We start from the raw sequence: 25493 nt of genomic DNA, 5'->3' as shown, positions 1-25493 counted from the left end.
TACAAGCCTTTCCCCTATTTCAAATTAAAAAGAGTGGCTGAGTCAGTCACCCATTTTTTCTATAAAATTTCTTTTAATCGGTCAATATCTTCTTGCGTCGTTGACCAGCTGGTTGCCAAGCGAATTACCGTGTGCTTATCATCATATTTTTCCCAAAAGCTATAGACCACTTTTTCTGCTAGGGTCTTAAGCTGCTCATTTTCCACAATGACAAACTGCTGATTAGTTGGTGATTCATAATAGAACTGATAACCTTTTTCTCTCAGTATAGTTTTAAGCTGTTCTGCATAATTAAGGGCTTCTTGACCAATCTTGAGATAAAGATTATTCGTAAAGAATCGATCAAACTGCACACTAATCACGCGCCCCTTGGCAAGAAGCGCACCGTGTTGTTTGACTTGGGTTGCAAAGTGCTTAGGCTGATTATTGCTGGTAAAGACTACTGCTTCACCCAGCAAAGCCCCCAATTTAGTTCCACCGATATAAAAGACATCAGCTAACTCTGCTAAAGCAGGTAAGTCCACATCATTTTCCTTAGCTGCCAGACCGTAGCCCAAACGAGCACCGTCAATAAACAATGGCAACTCATGTACTTGGCAAACTTGGCTCAGCTTCTGCAATTCTTTATAAGTATAAAGAGCACCGTATTCAGTCGGCTGAGAAATATAGACCATACCCGGAAATACCATGTGCTCGTGATTGCCATCAGCATAGAAATTTTCTAGAAAATACTTGACATCACTAGCCCTAATTTTCCCATGCTCCTGCGGTAACTCCAAAACTTTATGCCCTGTGAATTCAATAGCACCAGCCTCATGGGTCGCAATATGACCTGTTCGGGCGGCAAGGACACCCTCATAGGGAGCAAGGACTGTATCGATAACGATCTGATTAGTCTGTGTACCACCGGTTAAAAAAGTCACTTGCGCTTCTGGACAGCCACTAGCCTCTCTGATTTTCTGAGTTGCCAATTCTGTGTAACTATCCAGACCATAACCGGCCAAATTCTCCTCATTAGTTTCTAATAAAGTTTCCAGCAACTTAGGGTGTGCTCCTTCATTATAGTCGTTTTCAAAATGAAGCATAGATCCTCCTTCCTAAATATCTGAAAAATCATAGAGCTGTGGATACTGGCCACACTCTGGATTTTGGGGATGGCAAATTTCACGACCAAAGAGAATCATCGCTTGATGGGCTGGCAGCCATTCTTCTCGCGGGAGCACTTCCATGACACGCTTTTCGACCTCAAGCGGTGTTGCCGATTTTTTAACAATCTTATGGTGTTTACAAATGCGCTCAACATGGGTATCTACCGCAAATGCTGGAATACCAAACCCCACACTCATGACCACATTAGCCGTTTTTCGCCCCACTCCTGCCAGGTTCTCCAACTCCTTACGAGTCTGAGGTACCATACCACCAAAGTTGTCAACCAATTGCTGGGCACACTTTTGCATGTACTTGGCCTTATTACGATAAAGACCCAAGCGTGAGATATATTGGGATAGGTTCGCTTCACTAGCCTGAGCCATGGCTTGTGGTGTCGGATAAGCTTCAAAAAGGGCTGGTGTCACCTTATTAACCGCTGCATCAGTCGTTTGAGCTGACAACAAAACAGCTATCAACAATTCAAAATTATTCTTAAAATTCAAACTGGGCTTAGCATCAGGATACAAGGCAATAATTTCCTCAATAACCTTGCGCGCCCGCTTTTTAGATAAAACCATATCACTACTCTTTCTACCTTAGTTATTATAGCATGAGTGATCAATCATCATTGCGCTTAAACTATCCACCGTAGCAAGGCAAGGCTGACGATACCAGTAAGAACCGCATACAGGAGATTCTTTGTCCGAACAGCAACAAAAAGTGTCGGTAGGCTAGCCAAAATTTCTAAACTATTTAGTATAGGAAGACGGCCGGTCCTCTCTGTGACCAAACTTGATAAAGTCAAAGCAAATAAAATAGTCACAGGTAGGTACCTTAAAAAACGGACAACAAGATCAGGAAGGCCACGATACTTAACTAGAATAAAAGGAGCTATGCGCGGAAGCCAAGTTACTACAAACCCCAACAAAATAGCTGCCAAAACATCATCAGTGAGCTGCATCCAACATCACCCCCACACTACAACCCACCAAGGTTGCTAGTAAAACAGCTAGAGACTCAGAAACCAGTAAGACCAAAAGGAAGTAGGAAACAGCAACAGCTAAAAGAACAAGTGCTAGTTTCCTTACTCCTGACGGTAGCATGGCTTCAAGTTGAAAAACTAAGAGACCGATAAACATAGCTATCAAGGCAAAATCTAACCCCAGCAGCTCGGGATTAGGAATAAAACTCCCCATTAAGGCACCTGCTACACTTGCCAAAATCCAAGCTAAGTAACTAAGAAGGTTATTTCCGTGCATCCAATTCGCTGTGATATTTTTATTGTGAACGACTTCCCCCAAAAGGACGCCATAGCTTTCATCAGTAATTAAACTAGCTATCAAAAGATTTTGAATGAAAGGTGTCCGAGTGAATATAGTGGTTGCGTGTAAGCTCATTAGCATGTTGCGCAAGTTGATCAAAAAGACCGTCACCGTAATCGTCAATAAATCAGCCTGAGCAGCTAGCATAGCTACCATAGCGAATTGAGCCGAACCACCATAAACCAACAAACTCATCAATCCTACCTCTAGAATTGACAAACCAGCCGAAGCAGCGACCACACCAAACGCAATCCCGATCGAGACATAACCAAATGCTGTTGGTAAAGCAGCTTTGACACCTTCCTTAAATCCTTTTTCTCGCATATTTTGCTTCTTTCAATTTTTTGAAATTTCTTATCATTATAACAAATCAAAAATGCCAAAACAAGCGCTTTGACATCTACTCAATCCATCGTTTCAAAGGCAAGACTTGGTTTAGCATTGAGAGACAACTCGCCCCTATGCCCCTTTTCAAACTCAACTGCGGCCGCTAAGGCAATCATTCCAGCATTATCACCGCAAAGGCGCAAAGGAGGGATATTCACCTTAACATCCTTGATTTCCTGAGCTATCCGCTCGCGCAGCCCCTGATTAGCAGCAACACCGCCTGCAACAACTAGGGTTTCAACAGGGTACTGCACCAAAGCCTTCTTAGTCTTTACCATAAGAATATCTAAAACTGCCGCCTGAAAGGACGCTGCTAAATCCTCTAACACCAGATCTTCTCCCTTTTGTCGGGCATTGTGATGGAGATTGATAAAGGCTGACTTCAGTCCAGAAAATGAAAATTCCAAATTATCCTCCCTGATCATGGCCCGTGGAAAGTCATAGATATCCTGTCCCTTGTGGGCTAAGTCATCAATCTCTCGACCAGCTGGATACGTCAAGCCCATGACACGCCCTACCTTGTCGTAAGCTTCACCAACAGCATCATCTCTGGTTTCCCCTATGATCTTGTAGTCACCAGGTTCTTTGACATAAACTAGCTCTGTATGTCCACCAGACACCAAAAGCGCCATAAGTGGGTAGGATAGGGGGCCTGACTCACGCGCCGCCATGAGATGTCCTGCCATATGATTAACTGGAATTAAAGGAAGGCTGTTTGCCCAGGCAAAAGCTTTAGCTGCAGCCATTCCTACTAAAAGGGCCCCAACCAAACCTGGGCCATAGGTCACAGCCACCGCAGCTAAGTCTTCAGCCTTAAGACCAGCTTCGGCTAACGCATCCTTGATACAAAGGGTAATCACTTCGACATGATGGCGACTGGCCACCTCAGGCACTACACCCCCAAAACGTTTATGGCTTTCCACCTGACTCGCAATGATATTGCTGAGGAGCTCATCATCATTTTTCAAAACGGCCACACTGGTCTCATCGCAGGAAGACTCAATGGCTAAAATATATCTATTCCTTGTCATATTTATAAAACTCCAGACTGCCTATTGTTCGTTAAAATCACTTCGACGTATTCAACAAGCCCTATTTTTAATACTTAGGTCTTAATCTTCTGACAGACGTTGCATAATCAAAGCATCTTCCACAGGATGATGATAATAATCTCTGCGTCGAGCCACCTCTTTAAAGCCAAATTTTTGGTAGAGTTCCTGAGCCGGCCTATTAGACGCGCGTACCTCCAAAAAAATTGTCTCCGGTCTATGAATGATTTCTTCTAGCAGACGGCTGGCTAATCCTTGACCTTGATAGTTTGATTTTACAGCAATATTAGTTAATTCTAACTCGCCGACCAGATTTTGAATAGACATAAAGCCTATAATAGCCTGATCTTCGTAGACATAAAAATAATCCGTATTATCCTGCTTCAGGTCTGTCAACACTTGCTGTAAGGTCCATGGTGATTGTTCATAAACATCACTTAGAATATCAAAAACAGCCTGAGCTAATTCTTCCTGCTTCATCTACACACGTTTAACATAATCACCAGGATCCGTATCCTGATGGGTCTTAAGCCAGGTTTCTTCTGCTTCTACTCGCTTCAAATAATCGGGGATAAAAGCATCGACATCCGCTGCCGGTAAAGCTCTTCCTACCCGAGCAATGAGCCGAGCCGAAGGTAAACTAGGCACAAGCTTAGCCCAAGGTATGGTATCTTTAATTTGTGATTGAAAAGCTTCCACTTCCCCCACAAAAGTGACATTAGGATACTCTTTAACAAACGCCAAAACATCAGACAAACTGCTATGGCGTTCTTTAGTGACTGAGTGTCCCTCCAGATAAAAACCGGCATAAACGTTATTGCGTCTAGCATCTATTAATGGAACAACCAAGCCCTCCTCATCAAGATCTGTTAAGGCTAGCAAGCTAGAAACACCAACCAGATCGATATTCAATGTGTAAGCTAAGGTCTTAGCCGTTGCAACAGCCACTCGCAACCCCGTATAAGAGCCTGGTCCCTGAGCAACCGCAATCCGATCTAAATCACTAGGTTTCCAGCCAGCTTGGGCCATTAAAAAATCAATTGTCGGCATCAGGCTGATACTATGATTCTTTTTAACCGTCAAGGATAGGTCAGCCACCAACTGATCATCTTCCATCAGAGCTACTGACAAAGCCTGATTGGAGGTATCAAAAGCTAATAATTTCATCATTTCCCCTTGTCAATTTCCTTCCTATTTTAACATAAATTAGAAGGCTTAGCACCCAAGACAACCCTATCTTTCTTAATCCTTTTTACTAATCCCTCACTTTATGGTATAATCTTGGTAGTTATAACGATTCAGGTCAAATCTATTACTCTATACAATTTCATAAAAAGCAATCAAAGTGAACCAGCTTTTTTCTGTCTTCTTTGATTGCTTTCATTTAGGTTTGCCTGACCAATCAGAAAGGATAATCATGATCTATAAAGTTTTTTATCAAGAAACAACCGACCGCAGCCCAAGACGTGAAACAACTCAGGCCCTCTATCTTAGCATCGATGCCAAGGATGAATTAGAGGGACATATTAAGGCTCGAAAATTAGTAGAAGCAAATACAGACTATAACATTGAATTTATTGAACTACTATCTGATAAACACCTTGAATACGAACAAGAGACAGATGCCTTTGAATTAACGGAGTTTTAATATGTCAAACATCAATCTGAAACCCGAAGAAGTTGGGGTTTATGCTATTGGTGGACTTGGCGAAATCGGTAAGAACACCTATGGAATCGAGTATCAAGATGAAATTATTATTGTTGATGCCGGCATTAAATTCCCAGAAGATGACCTTCTAGGTATCGACTACGTTATCCCTGACTATTCCTATATTGTCGAAAATGTTAATCGTATCAAAGCCTTAGTTATCACTCACGGGCATGAGGATCACATAGGTGGTATCCCCTTCCTGCTTAAACAGGCTAATGTCCCTATTTACGCAGGCCCCCTGGCTTTGGCTTTGATTCGCGGTAAACTTGAAGAACACGGTCTCCTGCGTGAAGCCAAGCTCTACGAAATCAATGACAATACAGAGTTGACCTTCAAAAATCTTAAGGTCACCTTTTTCCGTACGACCCACTCGATTCCAGAACCCCTTGGAATTGTGATCCATACACCACAAGGAAAAATTGTCTGCACCGGTGACTTTAAATTCGACTTTACCCCAGTAGGAGAACCAGCGGATCTGCATCGAATGGCTGCCCTCGGTGAGGATGGTGTCCTCTGCCTTCTCTCTGATTCTACTAACGCCGAGATTCCAACCTTCACCAACTCAGAAAAAGTTGTCGGCCAATCCATTATGAAGATCATTGAAGGTATTCATGGACGTATTATTTTCGCTTCTTTTGCTTCCAATATCTTCCGCCTTCAACAGGCTGCTGAAGCTGCAGTTAAGACTGGGCGTAAAATTGCAGTTTTTGGCCGCTCCATGGAAAAAGCTATTGCCAATGGGATTGAACTTGGCTACATTAAGGTTCCAAAAGATACTTTCATTGAACCTAATGAAATTAAGGATTATCACGCTAGTGAAATTTTAATTATGTGTACAGGTAGTCAAGGAGAATCCATGGCTGCTCTAGCTCGTATCGCCAACGGAACTCACAGGCAGGTCACCCTGCAGCCTGGAGATACTGTAATCTTCTCGTCCAGTCCAATTCCGGGTAATACAACCAGCGTTAATAAATTGATCAATACCATCCAAGAAGCTGGCGTCGATGTTATCCATGGTAAAATCAATAATATTCATACTTCTGGACACGGTGGCCAGCAGGAGCAGAAACTTATGCTCCGCCTCATCAAACCTAAATTCTTCATGCCCGTTCACGGTGAATATCGTATGCAAAAAGTACACGCAGGCCTCGCTGAAGATACAGGTGTTCCACGTGACAATATCTTTATCATGGAAAACGGTGATGTTCTTGCTCTTACTGAGGATTCAGCTCGGCGTGCTGGTCACTTCAACGCCCAAGATATTTACGTTGATGGTAACGGTATTGGCGATATCGGAACAGCTGTTTTACGCGACCGTCGCGATTTATCAGAGGATGGTGTTGTTCTAGCAGTAGCTACTGTTGATTTCAAGAGCAAAATGATTTTAGCAGGTCCAGATATTCTCAGTCGTGGTTTTGTCTATATGCGTGAATCAGGAGACCTCATCCGTCAGGGACAGCGCATCCTCTTCAACGCTATTCGCATCGCCCTTAAAAATAAAGACGCTAGCATCCAAAGCGTTAATGGTGCTATCGTCAATGCTCTGCGTCCTTTCTTATATGAACAGACCGAACGTGAACCAATTATTATTCCAATGGTCCTAACACCTGATAATGATAACTAGCTCAATAAGATACTGAGCAAAAAGTGGTTGGGAGTAAGGCTATACGAATGCGATGAACACTGTTCATTTTATTCCTACTCCCCTAATTTTATAGAAAAGGCTGTTGCTTATCACTACAGATACCAGCTAACAATAACAGTATTAAGTGTTGATTGGCCTCTCCATTGCGGAAGAAAACGGCCAAGATAACAGTCTTGAATTTTAATTTCTTTTTTATCACAAAAAGCCTTGCTAAGATAGTTGTTTAGCAAGGCTTTATCTTTTTTATTTGCTATCAAGCATTGGGATAAATATAACTAACAGAACCAGGTGTCACACTGTTATTCGGATCGAACCAACCGCGATAGTTGCCGATTTCCTGCTGATCCTTATAGTTTGATTCAAGAACTTGAATTTGTCCATCAGCACTAACATCTGTAACATAAGCTACATGGCCATAGCCACCGTCAGTCCAGCAAACGATAGATCCAACTTGAGGTGCTGAACCTACAGTATAACCATCATTCGCCGCACTGCTAGCCCAGTCACCACCATTACCCCACCAGTCTCCGGCCCAGCCAGTCAACTGTTTTACACCCCATGTGCACTGACCAACAGGGTAGGTATTGACAGCCGTATCTACTGATGCAACAGACCCCTGATCTGCTGCAGGGGCAGCTGCATCTGTTGCAGGCGCTACAGCTTCTGCTGGGGCTGCTACACCAGCCACTTCAACAGTCTGTCCTGGAAGAATCGTACTTGAAATAGTCATCCCGTTATCAGCCGCTAGTTGATAAGGATCCATACCGTGCTGTTCTGCTATGCTAAAGAAACTATCACCATTTTGAACAGCGTAAGTCTCAGCGTGAGCTACTTGACCAGCCAGACCAACTAATACAGCTGTTGCAGCAAAAAGGCTAGCAGTTGTTAATTTTTTATTCATGTTTATTCCCTCTCATCAGTACTATAATCTCAGCAAAAGAGCCTTAGCAGACAGGCTCAGTACTCTTTAACTGGGTTATGTGGTTAGTTTAACAGGAAAAAATAACAACTCCATTAACTCCCAATTAAGAAATATCGTTATTCTAATGACATTCCTCTTGAAATTTGTTATTTTTTTAATCAAAATGACATATAAAAAGAGTTGAAACACAAATGCCCCAACCCTGAACTTTTTCCTTAAGGATCAATATAAATCTAAATAGTTGTCAACTTCCCATTGAGAGACAAAAGCTGCATAGCTAGACCACTCCAAACGCTTGGCCTCTACAAAGTTAGGATAAATATGATCTCCAAGAGCGGCCTTAACAACATCATCTTCCTGCAAGGCCTTAACCGCATTGTGCAAAGTAGAAGGCAAGTCACGGATTCCCGCTGCCTGACGTTCCTCCTCTGTCATCACGTAGATATTGGACTCGACTGGCTCTGGCGCTTCGATCTTATTTTCAATACCATCAAGACCAGATTCAAGTAAAACAGCTAAAGCAAGATAAGGATTAGCTGTTGGATCAACTGAGCGCAACTCTAAACGCGTTCCCATTCCGCGTGAAGCTGGAACACGAATTAATGGAGACCGATTTTGCCCTGCCCAAGCGATATATACCGGTGCCTCATAACCGGGAACCAAGCGTTTGTAAGAGTTAACTGTAGGATTGACAATAGCCGTGTAATTATAAGCATGCTCCATCAAACCGCCTAGGAAGTAATAGGCATTTTGGGAAAGCTGCATGCCTCTTGGATCTTCAGGATCAAAGAAGGCATTTTGACCATCCGCATTGAAGAGAGACATGTTACAATGCATCCCAGATCCATTAATACCAAATTTAGGCTTAGCCATAAAGGTCGCATAGAGACCGTGCTTACGCGCAATCGTCTTAACCACTAGCTTGAAAATTTGGATGTGATCACAAGCCTGCAGCACATCACTGTATTTGAAATCAATCTCATGCTGACCAACAGCTACCTCATGGTGACTTGCCTCCACTTCAAATCCCATTTGGGTCAGAACATTAACAATTTCACGGCGCGTATTGTCTGCTAAATCAGTTGGAGCAAGATCGAAATAACCACCTTTATCATTAACTTCAAGTGTTGGATTTCCCATACTATCCATTTTGAATAGGAAAAACTCTGGCTCAGGCCCTAAATTAAAGGATTTGAACCCCAACTCTTCCATGTGACGAAGGGCACGTTTTAAATTACCGCGAGGATCACCTGCAAAAGGTTCACCTTGAGCAGTATAGATATCACAAATCAGACCTGCAACAGCCCCATTTTCCCCTCCCCAAGGAAAAACGGTCCAGGTATTAAGATCCGGGTAAAGATACATGTCTGACTCATTAATGCGGACAAACCCCTCAATAGATGAACCGTCAAACATAGCCTTATTAGACAGAACCTTATCAAGCTGCTCATCAGTAGCAGGTATCTCTACATTTTTCATTGTTCCTGCAATATCTGAGAACATTAAACGCAAGAAAGTAACATTTTTCTCTTTGACTTCGCGACGGATATCATCTGCTGTGATTGCCATGACGGCCTCCTTTTTCTAATTTCCATAGAAGACAAAAACGTAAAGCCCCTGTCTCCTAAAATATCAATCTATATGATTTCGTCATTTACATACGAAAACCACCAATGTTGGAATTGGGTGAAGTAAAACGCGCCTGATTTCGCAACTCGTCCTGAAGGATACGACGGACATCGGCATCAGTTAATGGCTTTTGCTTGTCTTTTACTGCTTGTTTACGTTTTTCGTACTCCTTCTTAATTGCAGCAATATTAAGTCCTTCATCCAAAAAATCTTTAATTTCCAGCAAGACATCCATATCATTTAAAGAATAGAGACGACGATTACTAGAACTACGGTCAGGAGTTAAAAGACCCTGATCCTCGTAATAACGGATCTGTCTAGCAGTTAAATCAGTTAGTTTCATAACCGATCCAATTGGGAAAACGGCTAGAGAACGCCTGAACTCTTTTTCTCGCATAATAACTGTAACTCCTTTCACATCCCATTATATCTGAAAATTCAGTCTTGTCAAGCTCGAATGTTACATTTTCTAACATAGACAAAACAACCTTATTAAGAACGGTTCCTACACAAAATCAAAGCGAAAAAACCAGCAAAACTGTTTTCAATGATAAGAAGTATTTTTAAGTCAGTAGGATCAGATTATAGATAAAAACTAAGCTTAAGTAACTAGTTTAGTTTGGTTATCTGGCTCCAATAACATTAATCCTTCTTGATCAAGCGCTTACGTAGCCAATCCACATCTATATTAACTAAAGTAGCTATAAACACTCCTATAAATGTTTCAAAGATACGAGCAACAGTATAGGTAAACGTATCTCCTGCGGGAATTGAAAGAGTAATAATCAATAGGGCAGCAACGCCACCGATGACACCCGATTTATTATTCATAGCAACATTGGTCATAATCGTCAACATCGTAAAAATCGGCACGAATACAAGCGTCACCCATAAGAGATTATCAAATAAAGCGGTTAAGCCAAAGAATAACAGTGAATAAACACCACCAATTGTATTCCCTAAAATACGAGAAGTTCCAAAATGGACACTCTTGTCAAAATCTTCTCTTAAACTAAATACAGCCGTTAAAGCACCAATTTGTAGCCCTTCAAAGCCAAATAAAGAAAAGAGGGAGAGAACTAAAAATACAGCTAAACCCGTCTTAAATGTTCGCATCCCTAATTTAAACTCTTGAGGATTAAAGCGAAATCGTCCCAATATTGAATCCTACCTTCCAAAAGTTCACTTCCTTATTCATTCTATCATAGTTTTGGATGATAATCACAAAATTTTCTGATAATTCCTGCTGTCCTCCCTTCTCTATTTCCAACTTATAATACAGCCATTAAGAGAAGGGGATACTGTTTTTCAAGCGTCAGACTTAGTTTATAGTTAGGCTTTCTAACGAAGAACGGGGCCGATCGAACTATCGAATTTCTATATTTTCATAAGATCTCCCTTAGTCATCCCACAGACTTCGACGCTTTAATTTTTCTTCATAGAGGCTTCCTTTAATATACTCCGCCAACAAGTCATTAAGGATATTTAGCTCAGTTGCATAGCGCTTTTCCATTGATCGATCAAAACTTTGCTCAGCTTCTTTTATTTTAGCAATAAGATTCTCACCAGTTTGTGTCAAAGACAGTAGAGACCGGCGGCGATCGGACTCCGATATTTCTTTTATGATTAATCCTTTTTGAATCAGACTCTTCACCAATCGACTGGGGCTTCTTTCCTCACAAATTAATAATTCTCCCAAATGCTTTAAAGATAATGGACCATATTCCTTTAGCACCAATAGAACCTCACTCTGATTAGGGGTAACACCTGCAGATGACATTAAGTGAGTGTATTCCTTCATAGCTATATTATCAGCGCTTCTAAATAAATATCTAAACTGTTTTCCTAGCGAATCCATTGTTTCTCCCTACCTCATTATTCTTGTCTACTATTTTACACTAGATTAGGTAAATTGTTGACAATAAAATAATTAAAAACTAGAATAGAATCAAATAGATGACATGTCATCTATTTAGCGATTTATCAAAAGGAGCTTTTACATGAACACAACCACTTTATCCCGAACTATCAAACATGCCTTTGTTACTGGGGCAACAGGTCTTTTGGGGAATAATCTTGTCCGCGCTTTACTCAAAGAGAATATCCAAGTTACCGCTTTAGTTAGATCAATGGATAAAGCACAAAAACAATTTGGAAATCTCTCCATTCGTTTTGTTCAAGGAGATATTCTCAATCCAGAAAATTATAAATCTCATGTATCCGATTGTGACAGCCTCTTTCACACAGCTGCTTTTTTTCGTGACAGCCATAAAGGTGGCAAGCACTGGCAAGAACTTTACGATACCAACATCACAGGAACTATAAATCTCCTGCAGACCGCTTATGATGCTGGGATTCGCCAAGTGGTACACACCTCATCCATTGCTGTCCTTACAGGCCAGCCTAACCAGCTCATTGATGAGACCATGTCCCGCAGCCCCGATACCAAAATAGAATACTATCGCAGTAAAATTCTCAGTGAAAATGCTGCTAAAGATTTTCTGGTTAGGCATCCCGATTTATTTTTAACCTTTGTTCTGCCTGGATCCATGTATGGTCCAGGAGACATGGGACCGACTTCTACAGGCCAGATGATTTTAAATTATATGCAACAGAAGCTTCCAGGGACTATCAAAGCCAGTTATAGTGTAGTTGATGCTAGAGATGTGGCAGACATCCATATCCGAGCTATGAAATATGGCCGCAAGGGTGAGCGCTATTTAGTTGCTGGACAATACATGACCATGCAGGAACTAATGAACACCTTGGAGGCCGTGACAGGAATTCCTGCCCCCAAAAGATACATTCCTCGTCCCTTACTACGAACCCTTGCTACTTGGAATGAAATTTATCATTCAATTACCGGCAAACCTGTCTTAGTCAGTAAAGATTTAGTAGACCTCTTGGCTAAGGAATACCAACGCACCCACTTTGATCATACTAAAACCAAAAAAGAACTGGGAGGATATTTCCGCCCAGTTGAAGAGACAATGTTAGCTACCATCAAATGGTACCGTAATCACGGTTATTTGAATTAGCACAAAAATGAGAGTGGGACAGAAGTCAATTGATATAAAAAATCGACTTCGTCGTTCCACCTTCGAACAGTTGATTAGGATAGCCGCTGACAATTGCGGAACAAGGGTTTAGGACCTCCATCAGCAGTGGTTCATTAGGTGCTATAGCACCTAATGAACTGTGCAAGGGAAAGACTTCTTGGCAGAGTCAACCAGCTTTTCCCCCAACTAATGCGCCTAGCAAATAAAATTAACCAAATAAATAAGGCTGAGAACTTCCTCCAGTCTCATTTTTATATCGACTTTTCTTCTTCACAAAATAGATTTTTTAACTTACTCCGCTTCGCAGAAACTCTGCGCAATGCACAAAAAAGATGCCTTTCGACACCTTTTCTAATCTTCTAGATGAAAGATTTATTACTTTTCAGTAAGTGCTGCCAAACCTGGCAATACTTTACCTTCTAATAACTCCATGCTTGCGCCTCCGCCTGTACTAATCCATGAGAATTTATCTGCACGGCCAAGGTTGATAGCTGCAGCTGCTGAGTCACCACCACCGATGATTGATTTCACGCCTGGCTGTTTAACGATAGCGTCCATCACACCGATTGTACCAGCTTGGAAGTCAGGGTTTTCAAAGACACCCATTGGACCATTCCAAACAACTGTTTTAGCACCAGTCAAGGCTTCATCAAATTTAGCGATTGATTTAGGACCGATATCAAGGCCAAGGAAGCCAGAATCTACAGCTTCACCTTCGGTATCTTTAACTTCAGTGTAATCAGCAAATGCATTTGCTTCTTTTGAGTCAGCTGGCAAAATCAATTTACCATTTGCTTTTTCAAGAAGAGATTTGGCAATATCCAATTTATCTTCTTCAACCAATGAGTCACCAATTTCGATACCTTGAGCCTTGAAGAAGGTATAAGTCATACCACCACCGATAAGGACTTTATCAGCTTTTTCAAGAAGGTTTTCGATAACACCAATCTTATCTGAAACTTTTGATCCACCAAGGATAGCAACAAATGGACGTTCTGGTGTTTCAACAGCTTCTTGGATATAAGCAATTTCATTTTCAAGAAGGAAACCAGCAACCGCTTTTTCAACATTTGCTGAGATACCAACGTTTGAAGCATGCGCACGATGAGCTGTACCAAATGCATCGTTTACAAAGATACCGTCGCCAAGACTAGCCCAGTATTTACCAAGTTCTGGATCATTTTTAGATTCTTTTTTACCGTCAACATCTTCAAAACGAGTGTTTTCAACCAAAAGCACTTGTCCATCTTCAAGAGCATTGATAGCTGCTTCCAATTCGTTACCACGAGTAGCTCCTGGGAAAGCAACATCTTGACCAAGTTTAGCAGCTAAGTCTTTAGCGACTGGTGCAAGAGATTTACCTTCTTTATCAGCTTCTTCTTTCACACGTCCAAGGTGAGAAAAGAGAATTGCACGTCCGCCTTGTTCGATGATGTATTTGATAGTTGGAAGCGCTGCAGAGATACGATTATCATTAGTGATGACACCATCCTTCAGAGGAACATTAAAGTCAACACGAACGAGAACTTTTTTACCTTTCAAATCAACGTCTTTAACAGTCAATTTCGCCATTACATAAGACTCCTTTTTATATTAATATCTGTATTATATCACAACATAAGGGGATAAGACAATCAAATGAAGCATTTCACAAAATTCTACTCGATAAAGAGACACCAAAAAAGAGAGCCCACAGGCTCTCCTACTACCACTAATTAATAAAGTTATTTAGCGATTTTTGCGAAGTATTCAAGAGTACGAACCAACTGTGAAGTGTAAGACATTTCGTTATCGTACCATGAAACTGTTTTAACCAATTGAGTGCCATCAGCACCTTCAGTTACTTCTGTTTGAGTTGCATCAAACAATGAACCAAATGACATACCAACAATATCAGAAGATACGATTGGATCAGTGTTGTAACCGTATGATTCAGTAGCTGCTGCCTTCATAGCTGCATTTACTTCATCAGCAGTAACCTTCTTGTCAAGAACAGAAACAAGTTCTGTCAATGAACCAGTTGGAACTGGAACACGTTGAGCATGACCTTGAAGTTTACCATTTAATTCTGGCAATACAAGACCGATAGCTTTAGCAGCACCTGTTGAGTTAGGAACGATATTAGCTGCAGCAGCACGAGCACGACGGAAGTCACCTTTACGGTGTGGTCCATCAAGGATCATTTGGTCACCAGTATAACCATGAATAGTTGTCATAGTACCAGCTTTGATACCAAAGTTTTTATTCAATGCATCTGCCATTGGTGCAAGACAGTTTGTTGTACATGAACCAGCTGAGATAACTGTTTCAGAACCATCAAGAACATCATGGTTAGTGTTAAATACAACTGTTTTAACATCTGATCCACCAGGAGCAGTGATAACAACCTTCTTAGCACCACCAGCATGCAGATGTTTTTCAGCTGCTTCTTTAGTAGCAAAGAAACCAGTTGCTTCAAGAACGATTTCTACACCATCGTTAGCCCAATCAATTTGTTCTGGGTCACGTTCTGCAGAAACTTTAACAAATTGACCGTTAACTTCGAATCCACCGTCTTTAACTTCAACAGTACCGTCAAAGCGACCTTGAGTTGTATCGTATTTCAACAAGTGTGCAAGCATTGCTGGGTCAGTAAGGTCATTGATACGAGCAACTTCAACACCTTCAACGTTTTGGATACGACGGAATGCAAGACGACCGATACGTCCGAAACCGTTAATACCAACTTTAACTACCATGTGTGATTTCCTCCTTATGAAAATCAAGAAAATTTTTATTAAGGGCGAACCCTTTAACGATTTGTGAAAAGGTTAACTTGCGAACGTCCACAAAGCCCCTTCAACATGATTATTATATAATCTTTTTCTGCAAATTGCAACCACTTACTATCCCCAACCAGACAAAAAGACCAGCAAACACGCTGGTCTTTTACTACTAACCACAGGTGGATTAAGCCTCACCTGAATTTTTCTTAATGATTTCTTCTTGAACAGATTTTGGAACATCTTCATAGTGGTCAAATACCATCATGAAAGTACCACGTCCTTGAGATGCTGAACGAAGAACAGTTGCATAACCAAACATTTCGGCAAGTGGTACATAAGCACGCACGATTTGGCTGTTACCATGTGCTTCCATACCATCAACACGACCACGACGAGCTGTTACGTGTCCCATAACATCACCGAGATTCTCTTCAGGAACCGTGATTGTTACCAGCATCATTGGTTCAAGAATAGTTGGTTGTGCAGACTTAGCTGCCTCTTTCAGAGCCAGAGAAGCGGCAATCTTGAAGGCTGTTTCAGAAGAGTCGACATCATGGTATGATCCATCATAAAGCTTAGCCTTGATATCAACCAAAGGATAGCCGGCAAGGACACCGTTTGCCATTGCTTCTTCCAAACCTTTTTCTACTGCTGGGATGAATTCACGGGGAACGACACCACCAACAATAGCATTTTCAAATTCGAAACCTTTACCTTCGTCATTTGGTGTGAATTCAATCCAAACATCACCAAATTGACCTTTACCACCTGATTGACGTTTAAAGAATCCACGAGCTTGTGTAGCAGCACGGAAAGTTTCGCGATACGATACCTGAGGTGCACCAACATTGGCTTCAACCTTAAATTCACGTTTCATACGGTCAACAAGGACATCCAAGTGGAGTTCACCCATACCAGAGATAACTGTTTCACCCGTTTCAACATTTGTTTCAACGCGGAAGGTTGGATCTTCTTCAGCCAATTTTTGCAGGGCAACACCCATCTTGTCTTGGTCAGCCTTAGACTTAGGTTCAACCATGAGCTGGATAACTGGTTCTGGAACTTCGATAGACTCAAGGATAACTTTAGCCTTCTCATCAGTCAAGGAATCACCAGTTGTTGTTTCTTTCAAACCAACGGCTGCCGCAATATCACCAGCATAAACAGTTTCAATTTCCTTACGGCTGTTGGCGTGCATTTGAAGGATACGTCCGATACGTTCACGTTTACCTTTAGTTGTGTTCATAACATAAGAACCTGAATTAAGGACACCTGAGTAAACACGGAAGAATGTCAAACGCCCTACAAATGGGTCGGTCATAATCTTGAAGGCAAGAGCTGCAAACGGTTCTTCATCAGATGCTGGACGTATTTCATCCTCATCCGTATCTGGATTAACACCCTTAATAGCAGGAATGTCAACTGGACTTGGAAGGTAATCAACAACAGCATCAAGCATTAATTGAACCCCTTTGTTCTTAAAGGCTGAACCACAGAGAACTGGGTAGAATTCAACATTGATCGTTGCTTTACGGATACCTGCTTTTAACTCTTCGATTGTGATTTCTTCACCTTCGAGGTATTTCATCATGAGGTCTTCATCAGTTTCAGCTACCGCTTCAACTAACTTTTCACGATATTCTTGCGCTTGTTCAAGGTATTCAGCTGGAATATCCTCTTCCAGAATATCAGTTCCAAGGTCATTAGTATAGATCTCAGCCTTCATTTTAACGAGGTCAATAATACCGCGGAAATCATCTTCAGATCCGATTGGAAGTTGAATCGGATGTGCATTAGCTTGAAGGCGGTCATGAAGAGTGCTTACTGAGTAAAGGAAATCAGCACCAATTTTGTCCATCTTGTTAGCAAAAACAATACGTGGAACACCGTACTCAGTTGCCTGGCGCCAAACCGTTTCAGTTTGAGGCTCAACACCTGATTGCGCATCGAGAACAGTTACCGCACCATCAAGGACACGGAGGGAGCGTTGCACCTCAATGGTGAAGTCAACGTGCCCCGGTGTGTCAATGATGTTAACACGATGGTCATTCCATTGTGCTGTTGTTGCGGCAGAGGTGATTGTGATACCACGTTCCTGCTCTTGCTCCATCCAGTCCATCTGTGAAGCTCCTTCGTGAGTTTCACCAATTTTGTGAATACGACCAGTATAATAGAGGATACGCTCTGTTGTAGTTGTTTTACCAGCATCAACGTGAGCCATGATACCGATATTACGAGTTTTTTCCAATGAAAATTCGCGAGCCATTATGGTTTTCTCCTATAATCTATAATTTTTGTAAAAAACGGATAGGCAGGGACCTACCCGTTTCCACTGTTTACCAGTTTAATTGAACACGATTCGAGAGCGACCAGCCTAAAAAGATACCCCCTAGAAGCTGTAGCTTTGTTGGCAGTTTCCTTTATTTTGTCTCTGCTCTCTTCGTCTCTGTATCTTAAATAATTGAGTTCGGACTAAAAACTCGGGAAAAAAGATAAATCTTCCTAGAGTCCAAAGGCTCGTCGTCACATTTCCTATTTTTCCTAGAATTTTCTTGACGTCCTCACATCTTAAATAATTGAACTCGAGCTAAAAGTCACTGACAAAAAGATAAAATCTCCTAGAAGCCTAAGCTTCGTCGTCGCTTTTCCTATTTTGTCTAGGACTTGTTTAACGCTCTCGTATCTTAGATTACCAGCGGAAGTGTGCAAAGGCACGGTTTGCTTCTGCCATACGATGAGTATCTTCACGTTTCTTAACAGCAGCACCTGTATTGTTGGCAGCATCCATGATTTCTTTAGCAAGACGGTCCTTCATAGTATGTTCGCCACGGGCACGTGAGGCATTAACCAACCAACGAAGACCAAGCGTTGTACGACGTTCTGGACGTACTTCAACTGGGACTTGATAGTTAGAACCGCCGACACGACGAGCACGCACTTCAAGGACTGGCATGATATTTTCCATTGCTGTCTCAAAGACTTCAAGAGCATCATTGCTTGTTGCTTCCTTAATTTGTTCGAAAGCACCATAAACGATGGTAGCAGCTGTACCACGTTTCCCATCAAGCATAACGCGGTTGATAAGACGTGTCACAATTTTGGAATTGTACAATGGATCTGGTAATACTTCGCGCTTAGGCGCTTGATTTTTACGACTCATTAGTTCTTATCTCCCTTCTCTTATCCTTTAGGACGTTTTGCACCGTACTTAGAACGGCCTTGCTTACGATCTGCTACACCCGCTGTATCAAGCGCACCACGAACGATATGATAACGTACCCCTGGAAGGTCCTTAACACGTCCACCACGAATAAGAACAACACTGTGCTCTTGAAGATTGTGACCAATACCTGGGATATAGGCAGTCACCTCGATAAGGTTGCTCAAACGCACACGAGCAAATTTACGAAGGGCAGAGTTAGGCTTTTTAGGTGTCATTGTTCCAACACGTGTTGCAACACCACGTTTTTGTGGTGAAGAAACATTTGTCGTTACTTTTTTATGACTGTTATAACCAACATTAAGAGCTGGTGAGTCAGATTTTTCAACTTTAGATTTACGCGGCTTACGTACCAATTGGTTGATTGTAGGCATCTACACTTTCTCCTGTAAAATTTTATTTTTGGTTGATATAGCGCTTGGTGACAGCCTATATCTGTGTGTACTTTGCAACATTTGTCAGCACGTCCCTGTACACTTTGGAGAGACCAAAAGTAAAAAGTACCGTCTATCATAATACTACAGTAGCACTATTTTGTCAATGCCTTGCTTTAATTTTAAAAAAAGGCTGGAATTAATCTCCTACCTTTAATGCTTTTGTTAGAAATTTTGAAAGTAGTCATTAACAATTCTAATCAGCTAGAAACTTTTTAAAATAGGTTAGCAACTAATCTCTTAAATTATCTTTAAGGATTGACTTCGACACTGCCATCTTCACCAACTTTGACATTGGTATCTCCACCATTAACCTCAACACCTTCTTCACCAGCATTAACGTTGGAATCTCCGCCGTTTACTTCAACGCCTTCTTCACCAGCACTGACTTTAGTGTCCTCGCCGTTGGTTTCAGCACTATCATCAGAAGTCTTTTTTTCACTCTTTTTCACTGAGCTTTGGCTGGTTTTTTCTGTTTTATCAGATTTGTCACTAGATTCTTTTTTAGAATTACCGCAAGCCGCAAGACCAACAAGCAGTGTTAGAGCTAAAACAGTTACAACGAGTTTTTGAAAGTTTTTCATATAAAGTCTCCTTTTTTATAATAATCTCAATCTATCATAAACTTTCTAAAAAAACAAGAAATATTTTAAGATTGTTTTAAAGCTTCAAAACTTACCCTTAAAGTTCCAAGCAGCACCAAGCAAAGAGAGATTTATACGAATAAGAAACCGTTATTCTATTGATCAAAAATATTTCCCCGTTCAACTTCCAACTTTTGCTCTTTCACATCAATATTAGTTACTGTTAAGAGTGATTTATAGGACAAATTATCACGTTTTTCTTGACCATTGTCAGCAAAAACAGCAACACCGACTAATTCACTTTCAAATTCTTTAAGCAGGCTAATCATACCAGTGATTGTGCCCCCTCCTTTAAGAAAATCATCCACAATCAAAACACGGCTACTGGGTTTGAGGCTGCGCTTGGACAAGAACATTTTTTCGATACGGTCACTGGAACCACTAGCATAATTAACCGACACAGTCGAGCCTTCCGTAATTTTTAAATCTCGACGAACAATAACAAACGGAACATTTAGAACATTGGCTACAGCATTCGCAATTGGAACTCCTTTAGTGGCCACCGTCATGACAGCATCAATTTTTTGACCCGCAAAGCTGCTGGCAATTATCCGTCCAATACTTTGCAAGATATGAGGAGTACTGAGCAAGTCTGATAAGTAAATATAACCACCAGGTAGGATGCGATCGCTTTCCGACAGACGCTCACAAAGTCCTTCGACAATTGCTTTGGCCTCTTGCTCTGAGATAGTCGGTGTAAAAATAACGCCACCACTGGCACCTGTAACGGTCTCGATATGACCGATATGACTGTTCTCAAAAGCGCGCTTAATAATAGCAACATCTTCTGAGATTGAAGACTTAGCAGCTTCATATTTGTCAGCAAAGGTATTTAGACTAGTCAGAGTATAAGGGTTGTTGATAAGGTAATTCGAAATAACAACCATACGTTCACTTCTTCTTAATTTCATTTTAACTCTCATTTCCTATTGATTCATTTCTATTTTATCATAAAAATCATTAAAAGACGAACATTATAGGAATGTTCGTCTTTTAATTCTATAATTTAGGCTTGTAGAAAGCGCGATTATCCAGTGGAAAGATCCTTCGTGTCATTTCGCCATCATCAACCTGAGCAAGTGCTGCTGTCATCATCATCATTTCCGCATCAATATTATCAATCATGTGAATGATTTCTGCTTCCATGACCTGCGGACGAACTGGACTGCCGTATTCTAACTGACCATGGTGACTCAAAACAACATGGCGCAAAAGCGTTACATCTTCGCGTCCATCTTCTATATTAAGCTCCAGTATAGTTTTGGTAATTTCTTCATTGACAAGAGCAATATGCCCAATCAAATTTCCGCGAATGGTATACTCTGTCCCATCGACACCGGATAGCTCGATGCATTTAGCCAAATCATGGAGCATAATTCCGGCAAAAAGCAAGCTTTTATTGAGAGTGGGATAAATATCACCAATACTGTCAGCCAGACGAACCATGGTGGCTGTATGATAGGCCAAACCATTTTCAAAGGCATGATGGTTGGTTTTTGCTGCAGGGTAACTGAAAAACTCTTTATCAAACTTACGGTAGAGGGTACGAACAATTCGCTGCCATGTCGCATTCTCAATCTTAAACATCATATTTTCCAAGTAATCTTTAATTTCGACAATATTGACAGGTGATTTTTCACGGAAGTCAGCAGGATCATGAGGCTCACCTTCCTTAACGTTGCGCAAGGTAATTTGATTCACTTGAGGCGTCCCATTGTAGACTTCCCGTCGTCCCTGCATATGGACAACCTTCCCAACTGTAAATTCTTCAACATTATGTGGTTGAGCATCCCAGAGATTGCCCGAAATCTCACCAGAGTCATCTTGAAAGGTCATCGCCAGATAATCTTTTCCGGCTCGAGTTTTGCGAAGTTCAGCTTTCTTGATCAGATAGAAACCTTCAAAAGCCTCATCTTTTTTCATTTGGTTAATCTTCATGGTCATCTCCACCTCCTATTTGCGGAATACTAAGCAAAGATTGGGTGCTAGCATCCTGATAATCCTCAACTGTATCCAGAGCCTTAATAATCGCATTCGTTCGCGTCGTTAGTAGCGTATCGACCGTTTTACTAGCTGTATTGAGCTGCTTTTGTGCCTTAGTTAGCATACCGCCAAATTTTGTAAATTCCGTTTTGACATTGCCCAAAATTTTAGAAATATCATCAGCATTCTTCTGGATATTCAGTGTTTTAAAGCCAACCGATAAGGAATTTAAAAGAGCAGATAAGGTACTAGGACCAGCGACAACAATATGTTCTTCCCGTCGCAAATCATCAAAGAAAGTACTGTTGCGAACCACTTCCGAGTAGAGCCCTTCAGTCGGCAAAAACATGATACCAAAATTGGTTGTTTCTGGTGGATTGAGATATTTCTTTTGAATGTCTTTGGCAAAGCGTTTGAGGCTGGCTAAAAGTGACTTCCGATAATTGTCAATCTGCTCACTGTCACCAGATTCGTAAGCTTCTTCTAGGCGATAGTAGTCCTCCAGCGGAAATTTAGAATCAATAGGCAGATAAACGTAATCATTCTCATGACTGCCAGGTAGTTTAATCGCATACTCTACACGCTCTGAAGAACCCTTTACTGTTGCAAATTCCCGTTCGTACTGACTATCCGTCATGATATCCTCAATAATCTGACCTAGCTGCAGCTCTCCCATAATGCCACGAGTCTTAGTGTTGGAAAGCACCTTGTTTAGGGTGCCGACATCCTGAGCCACACTTTTCATTTCACCCAGACCCTGATTAACAGACTCCAACTGTTTCGATACAGTCTCAAAAGAGGTTTTCAGTCGACTCTGAAGCGTTTGCTCCAACTTCTCTTCAACAGTTTGGCGCATCTGGTCTAAACGTTTCTCGTTTGACCTTTGCATATCCTGAACGGCAGTCGTCAAATTTTGATTAATAAGCTCCAAGCGCTGATCTGAACGATCGCGACTGTCGGTCAGGTTTTGGTGGAGGACATCACGAATATCTGCTAGTTGCTGATAGAGTTCTGTTTTTAAAGCAGCAATTTGTTGATTAAGCTCTAGTGCCTGATCTTTTTTTGCCAAATCCAGTTGATAGGAAAGTTGTTCTGAGAGATTATCAGCATTATCATCCAGCTTTTTTTCCAACTGACCTGATAAACCAATCAAGTGCCTCACTATATAAACGGAAAGGCCCAAGCCAGCCAAACCAATAATTATTAAAAATCCGACCATTTCTTATCCTTACTCTGAATAGCAATAACGTAGCCTGTTGCTACAGTGACCTCAATAGGTTGATTCGTAAATTCGTTACTGGAATATATTTTCTTTTTGAAAAAATTATCACCCGTCAGCTCATATTTAGCTCCCTTAATCACTAAATCCGCGCTATCTGATGTCATAAAAGAGATATAGGTCATATCCTTCACTGGTTGGAGTTGATGAGTCCCCGCTGGAAGGAAGCAAACACGATTTTGCTCATCTACTAAACTGATTTGCTGCATATAAGGAGCGATAGCTGGGTCGCTAGGGAGGAAAATATTTGATAAGGTATGATCGATACGGCCGCCAAATACTCCGTAAATAGTCAAGACGGCTTTGGGATACTGACTCAATACGGTCTTGACTGCTAATTCGGTATCCGTATCATTCTTCTCACTTGGAGCTTGAATCATTTTCCCTGCTTGCTGCCCAATCAAGGCTAGCTCCTCGACAGTAACAGAATCAAAATCCCCTACTGCTAAATCTAAAGGAAAGCCATGCTGCAAAAGCCAGAGACTGCCTCCATCAATTCCGACATAAACATCAAAATCCCTAGCAGGAGCGCAAGGCCTCCCACCGGCAATCAAGGCAACCTCAGTCATTGAGCGCATCCTTTAGGGTTTGGACTTGGGCTGTTAAATCATCAGCTTTAAAGAGGTAGGAGCCTGCCACAAAAATATTAGCTCCAGCCTCCGCACAGTCTGCAATCGTACGATTATCGACACCACCGTCAACCTCAATATCAAAGTCATAACCCATTTCTTCCCGCCAAGCCGCTACTGTTTTAACCTTATCCAGCATTTCAGGGATAAAAGCCTGCCCACCAAAACCTGGATTAACGGTCATAATCAACACTTGATCAACCAAGGGCAGCAAGGGAGCTAACATCGATACTGGCGTTCCTGGATTGATTGCCACACTACCCTTCATTCCTGCAGTCTTAATCTTTTGCAGACTACCATGAATATGTTTCGTTGCTTCAACGTGGATGGTCATAATATCAGCACCGGCCTGAGCAAAGGCCTCGACATAGCGCTCAGGATCAACAACCATCAAATGACAATCAAAAACCATTTTGCTGTGCTTACGCATACTAGCAACCACATCTGCTCCAAAACTAATATTCGGAACAAACTGACCATCCATGATATCAATATGAACATAATCAGCATTAGTAGCGTCAATACGTTTGAGCTCATTTGCAAAATTGGCATAGTCAGCAGCAAGGATTGAAGGAGCAATCTTTTTTATCATGGATTTCCTACTTTCTTTTAATAATTTTCTTATAGACTTCTCGGCGATTTTCAATTTCACTAAGGAATTGCAGGTAATTATCATAGCGTTCCTGCCAGATATGGCCGGCTTCGAGAGCTGTCTTCACAGCACAGTCAGGCTCATGCGTATGGGTGCAGGATCGGAATTTACAGCCATGACTAGCTTTACGAATTTCAGGAAACGCTTCGCTTAAGTCCTCAGCACTGCCAATCTCATAATTAAGAGAGGAAAAGCCGGGGGTATCAGCAATTTTACCACCATAAGCGTCATATAAACTGACTGCCCTAGTCGTGTGGCGTCCCCGTCCCAGACTATCAGAAATAGTTTTGGTTTCCAAGTCCAGCTCAGGAGCAATTTTATTGAGCAAGGTAGATTTACCAACACCAGTTTGCCCCATAAAAACGCTCACTTTTCCAGATAAATAAGGAAGCAGCTCATCTAGCAACCAGACAAAATCATAACCGATAATCTGGTACTGCCTACGGATTTCTTGCATAGCTACTCTATCTTCCAGCAAATCCATCTTGGAAATATAGATAATAGGCCGAATCTGCTTCCCTTCCAAAAGGACTAGGAAACGATCGAGTAAATTACTATTAAAATCCGGCTCCTTGGCGGACATAATGACAACAGCCTGATCAATATTGACAATAGGCGGCCGGACCAGACTATTTTTCCGTTCATGAATCTTTAAAATATAACCTTCAGAATTTTCCTCCGCTGAAAAATCGACCCAGTCACCAACATAGGGAGTCTGTCCTTTTTTGCGGAAATTTCCCCTGGCTCGAGTCTGATAAATCTGGCCGGCTGACTCAACATAGTAAAAACCCGCTAAAGCCTTGATAATTCTACCTTGCAAATGAGCTCCTTTATGAATTTTATGGGCTTATTATACCATAAAAGCCCTCTCTTTGGGGCAGAAACAAAGCCTTGCAATTTTCAGAAAATACGCTATAATAGTTGTGTATGCGGAGGTGGTGGAACGGCAGACACGCATGCTTCAGGCGCATGTGCCCGTACGGGTGTGAGGGTTCAAATCCCTTCCTCCGCATT

The 25493-nt window shown here is 41.6% G+C and carries 27 protein-coding genes and 1 tRNA gene; 4 read left to right on the top strand and 24 right to left on the bottom strand.

Annotation, left to right across the window (positions count from 1 at the left end; translation table 11 throughout):
- Positions 1-59: 59 nt before the first annotated feature.
- The 7 genes from ACVR1G_RS03480 to tsaB form a co-directional block, all read right to left on the bottom strand.
- Positions 60-1085 carry a threonine aldolase family protein gene (locus ACVR1G_RS03480; RefSeq protein WP_447451811.1) on the bottom strand — a complete coding sequence of 342 codons (1026 nt, stop codon included), beginning with the start codon at positions 1083-1085 and terminating at the stop codon, positions 60-62.
- 12 nt (positions 1086-1097) lie between these two features.
- Positions 1098-1727, bottom strand: a complete 630-nt coding sequence (gene nth / locus ACVR1G_RS03475; protein ID WP_447451810.1) for an endonuclease III — start codon at positions 1725-1727, stop codon at positions 1098-1100.
- Positions 1728-1783: 56 nt separating this feature from the next.
- Positions 1784-2110 carry a branched-chain amino acid transport AzlD family protein gene (locus tag ACVR1G_RS03470; protein WP_447451809.1) on the bottom strand — a complete coding sequence of 109 codons (327 nt, stop codon included), beginning with the start codon at positions 2108-2110 and terminating at the stop codon, positions 1784-1786.
- Positions 2097-2795: an AzlC family ABC transporter permease gene (locus ACVR1G_RS03465; protein WP_447451808.1), complete on the bottom strand. Its 699-nt coding sequence runs from the start codon at positions 2793-2795 to the stop codon at positions 2097-2099. Before ACVR1G_RS03465 ends, ACVR1G_RS03470 begins: the two co-directional genes overlap by 14 nt.
- A gap of 80 nt (positions 2796-2875) precedes the next feature.
- Entirely contained in the window at positions 2876-3889 is a 1014-nt protein-coding gene (gene tsaD / locus ACVR1G_RS03460) for a tRNA (adenosine(37)-N6)-threonylcarbamoyltransferase complex transferase subunit TsaD (protein ID WP_447451807.1), read from the bottom strand.
- 81 nt (positions 3890-3970) lie between these two features.
- A complete protein-coding gene (gene rimI / locus ACVR1G_RS03455) occupies positions 3971-4387 on the bottom strand; it encodes a ribosomal protein S18-alanine N-acetyltransferase (RefSeq protein ID WP_447451806.1) in 417 nt (138 codons plus the stop codon).
- Positions 4388-5074 carry a tRNA (adenosine(37)-N6)-threonylcarbamoyltransferase complex dimerization subunit type 1 TsaB gene (gene tsaB, locus ACVR1G_RS03450; RefSeq protein WP_447451968.1) on the bottom strand — a complete coding sequence of 229 codons (687 nt, stop codon included), beginning with the start codon at positions 5072-5074 and terminating at the stop codon, positions 4388-4390. It lies immediately after the preceding gene.
- 250 nt (positions 5075-5324) lie between these two features.
- On the opposite strand from tsaB, the gene rpoY reads away from it, so the two are divergent.
- Positions 5325-5555, top strand: coding sequence for a DNA-directed RNA polymerase subunit epsilon (rpoY, locus tag ACVR1G_RS03445; RefSeq protein WP_447451805.1), 231 nt, complete (start codon positions 5325-5327; stop codon positions 5553-5555).
- A 1-nt stretch (position 5556) separates the two neighbouring features.
- Positions 5557-7242 carry a ribonuclease J1 gene (gene rnjA / locus ACVR1G_RS03440; protein WP_447451804.1) on the top strand — a complete coding sequence of 562 codons (1686 nt, stop codon included), beginning with the start codon at positions 5557-5559 and terminating at the stop codon, positions 7240-7242.
- Between the two features lie 274 nt (positions 7243-7516).
- Here rnjA and ACVR1G_RS03435 read toward each other — a convergent pair whose 3' ends face one another.
- From ACVR1G_RS03435 to ACVR1G_RS03415, 5 genes are all read right to left on the bottom strand, one after another.
- Complete coding sequence (locus tag ACVR1G_RS03435) at positions 7517-8164, bottom strand: CHAP domain-containing protein (protein ID WP_447451803.1); 648 nt, start codon at positions 8162-8164, stop codon at positions 7517-7519.
- 243 nt (positions 8165-8407) lie between these two features.
- Positions 8408-9754, bottom strand: a complete 1347-nt coding sequence (gene glnA, locus ACVR1G_RS03430) for a type I glutamate--ammonia ligase (protein WP_447451802.1) — start codon at positions 9752-9754, stop codon at positions 8408-8410.
- Between the two features lie 85 nt (positions 9755-9839).
- Positions 9840-10211: a MerR family transcriptional regulator gene (locus ACVR1G_RS03425; protein ID WP_447451801.1), complete on the bottom strand. Its 372-nt coding sequence runs from the start codon at positions 10209-10211 to the stop codon at positions 9840-9842.
- A 245-nt stretch (positions 10212-10456) separates the two neighbouring features.
- Positions 10457-10930 (bottom strand): FUSC family protein, encoded by a 474-nt coding sequence (locus ACVR1G_RS03420; protein ID WP_447451800.1) that lies wholly within the window; start codon positions 10928-10930, stop codon positions 10457-10459.
- Between the two features lie 283 nt (positions 10931-11213).
- The gene (locus ACVR1G_RS03415) at positions 11214-11672 is read right to left on the bottom strand and encodes a MarR family winged helix-turn-helix transcriptional regulator (RefSeq protein WP_447451799.1); all 459 of its coding nucleotides are present in this window, start codon (positions 11670-11672) and stop codon (positions 11214-11216) included.
- 142 nt (positions 11673-11814) lie between these two features.
- On the opposite strand from ACVR1G_RS03415, the gene ACVR1G_RS03410 reads away from it, so the two are divergent.
- Complete coding sequence (locus ACVR1G_RS03410) at positions 11815-12852, top strand: SDR family oxidoreductase (protein WP_447451798.1); 1038 nt, start codon at positions 11815-11817, stop codon at positions 12850-12852.
- 396 nt (positions 12853-13248) lie between these two features.
- Here the strand turns inward: ACVR1G_RS03410 and ACVR1G_RS03405 are convergent, their stop codons facing one another.
- From ACVR1G_RS03405 to rsgA, 12 genes are all read right to left on the bottom strand, one after another.
- Positions 13249-14445 (bottom strand): phosphoglycerate kinase, encoded by a 1197-nt coding sequence (locus ACVR1G_RS03405; protein ID WP_447451797.1) that lies wholly within the window; start codon positions 14443-14445, stop codon positions 13249-13251.
- A gap of 152 nt (positions 14446-14597) precedes the next feature.
- Positions 14598-15611, bottom strand: a complete 1014-nt coding sequence (gene gap / locus ACVR1G_RS03400) for a type I glyceraldehyde-3-phosphate dehydrogenase (RefSeq protein ID WP_447451796.1) — start codon at positions 15609-15611, stop codon at positions 14598-14600.
- Between the two features lie 211 nt (positions 15612-15822).
- Positions 15823-17904, bottom strand: a complete 2082-nt coding sequence (fusA, locus tag ACVR1G_RS03395) for an elongation factor G (protein ID WP_447451795.1) — start codon at positions 17902-17904, stop codon at positions 15823-15825.
- A 423-nt stretch (positions 17905-18327) separates the two neighbouring features.
- Entirely contained in the window at positions 18328-18798 is a 471-nt protein-coding gene (gene rpsG, locus ACVR1G_RS03390; RefSeq protein WP_447451794.1) for a 30S ribosomal protein S7, read from the bottom strand.
- Positions 18799-18818: 20 nt separating this feature from the next.
- The gene (gene rpsL / locus ACVR1G_RS03385; protein WP_447451793.1) at positions 18819-19232 is read right to left on the bottom strand and encodes a 30S ribosomal protein S12; all 414 of its coding nucleotides are present in this window, start codon (positions 19230-19232) and stop codon (positions 18819-18821) included.
- Between the two features lie 311 nt (positions 19233-19543).
- On the bottom strand, positions 19544-19876 hold the full coding sequence (locus ACVR1G_RS03380) for a hypothetical protein (RefSeq protein WP_447451792.1): 333 nt from the start codon (positions 19874-19876) through the stop codon (positions 19544-19546).
- A gap of 155 nt (positions 19877-20031) precedes the next feature.
- Positions 20032-20847 carry a pur operon repressor gene (purR, locus tag ACVR1G_RS03375; RefSeq protein WP_447451791.1) on the bottom strand — a complete coding sequence of 272 codons (816 nt, stop codon included), beginning with the start codon at positions 20845-20847 and terminating at the stop codon, positions 20032-20034.
- Positions 20848-20935: 88 nt separating this feature from the next.
- Positions 20936-21874 carry a 3'-5' exoribonuclease YhaM family protein gene (locus ACVR1G_RS03370; RefSeq protein ID WP_447451967.1) on the bottom strand — a complete coding sequence of 313 codons (939 nt, stop codon included), beginning with the start codon at positions 21872-21874 and terminating at the stop codon, positions 20936-20938.
- Positions 21864-23138, bottom strand: a complete 1275-nt coding sequence (locus tag ACVR1G_RS03365) for a DNA recombination protein RmuC (protein WP_447451790.1) — start codon at positions 23136-23138, stop codon at positions 21864-21866. The genes ACVR1G_RS03370 and ACVR1G_RS03365 overlap by 11 nt, the downstream gene beginning before the upstream one ends.
- Positions 23123-23767, bottom strand: coding sequence for a thiamine diphosphokinase (locus tag ACVR1G_RS03360; RefSeq protein WP_447451789.1), 645 nt, complete (start codon positions 23765-23767; stop codon positions 23123-23125). The genes ACVR1G_RS03365 and ACVR1G_RS03360 overlap by 16 nt, the downstream gene beginning before the upstream one ends.
- Complete coding sequence (gene rpe, locus ACVR1G_RS03355) at positions 23760-24419, bottom strand: ribulose-phosphate 3-epimerase (RefSeq protein WP_447451788.1); 660 nt, start codon at positions 24417-24419, stop codon at positions 23760-23762. The genes ACVR1G_RS03360 and rpe overlap by 8 nt, the downstream gene beginning before the upstream one ends.
- 7 nt (positions 24420-24426) lie before the next feature.
- On the bottom strand, positions 24427-25299 hold the full coding sequence (rsgA, locus tag ACVR1G_RS03350; RefSeq protein ID WP_447451787.1) for a ribosome small subunit-dependent GTPase A: 873 nt from the start codon (positions 25297-25299) through the stop codon (positions 24427-24429).
- 109 nt (positions 25300-25408) lie between these two features.
- Between rsgA and ACVR1G_RS03345 the strand changes: the two genes are divergently transcribed.
- Positions 25409-25491 (top strand) — tRNA-Leu (locus tag ACVR1G_RS03345).
- Positions 25492-25493: the final 2 nt, after the last annotated feature.

This window comes from Streptococcus dentasini, from assembly GCF_053206945.1.
This window is presented reverse-complemented; position numbering and strand designations above follow the sequence as displayed.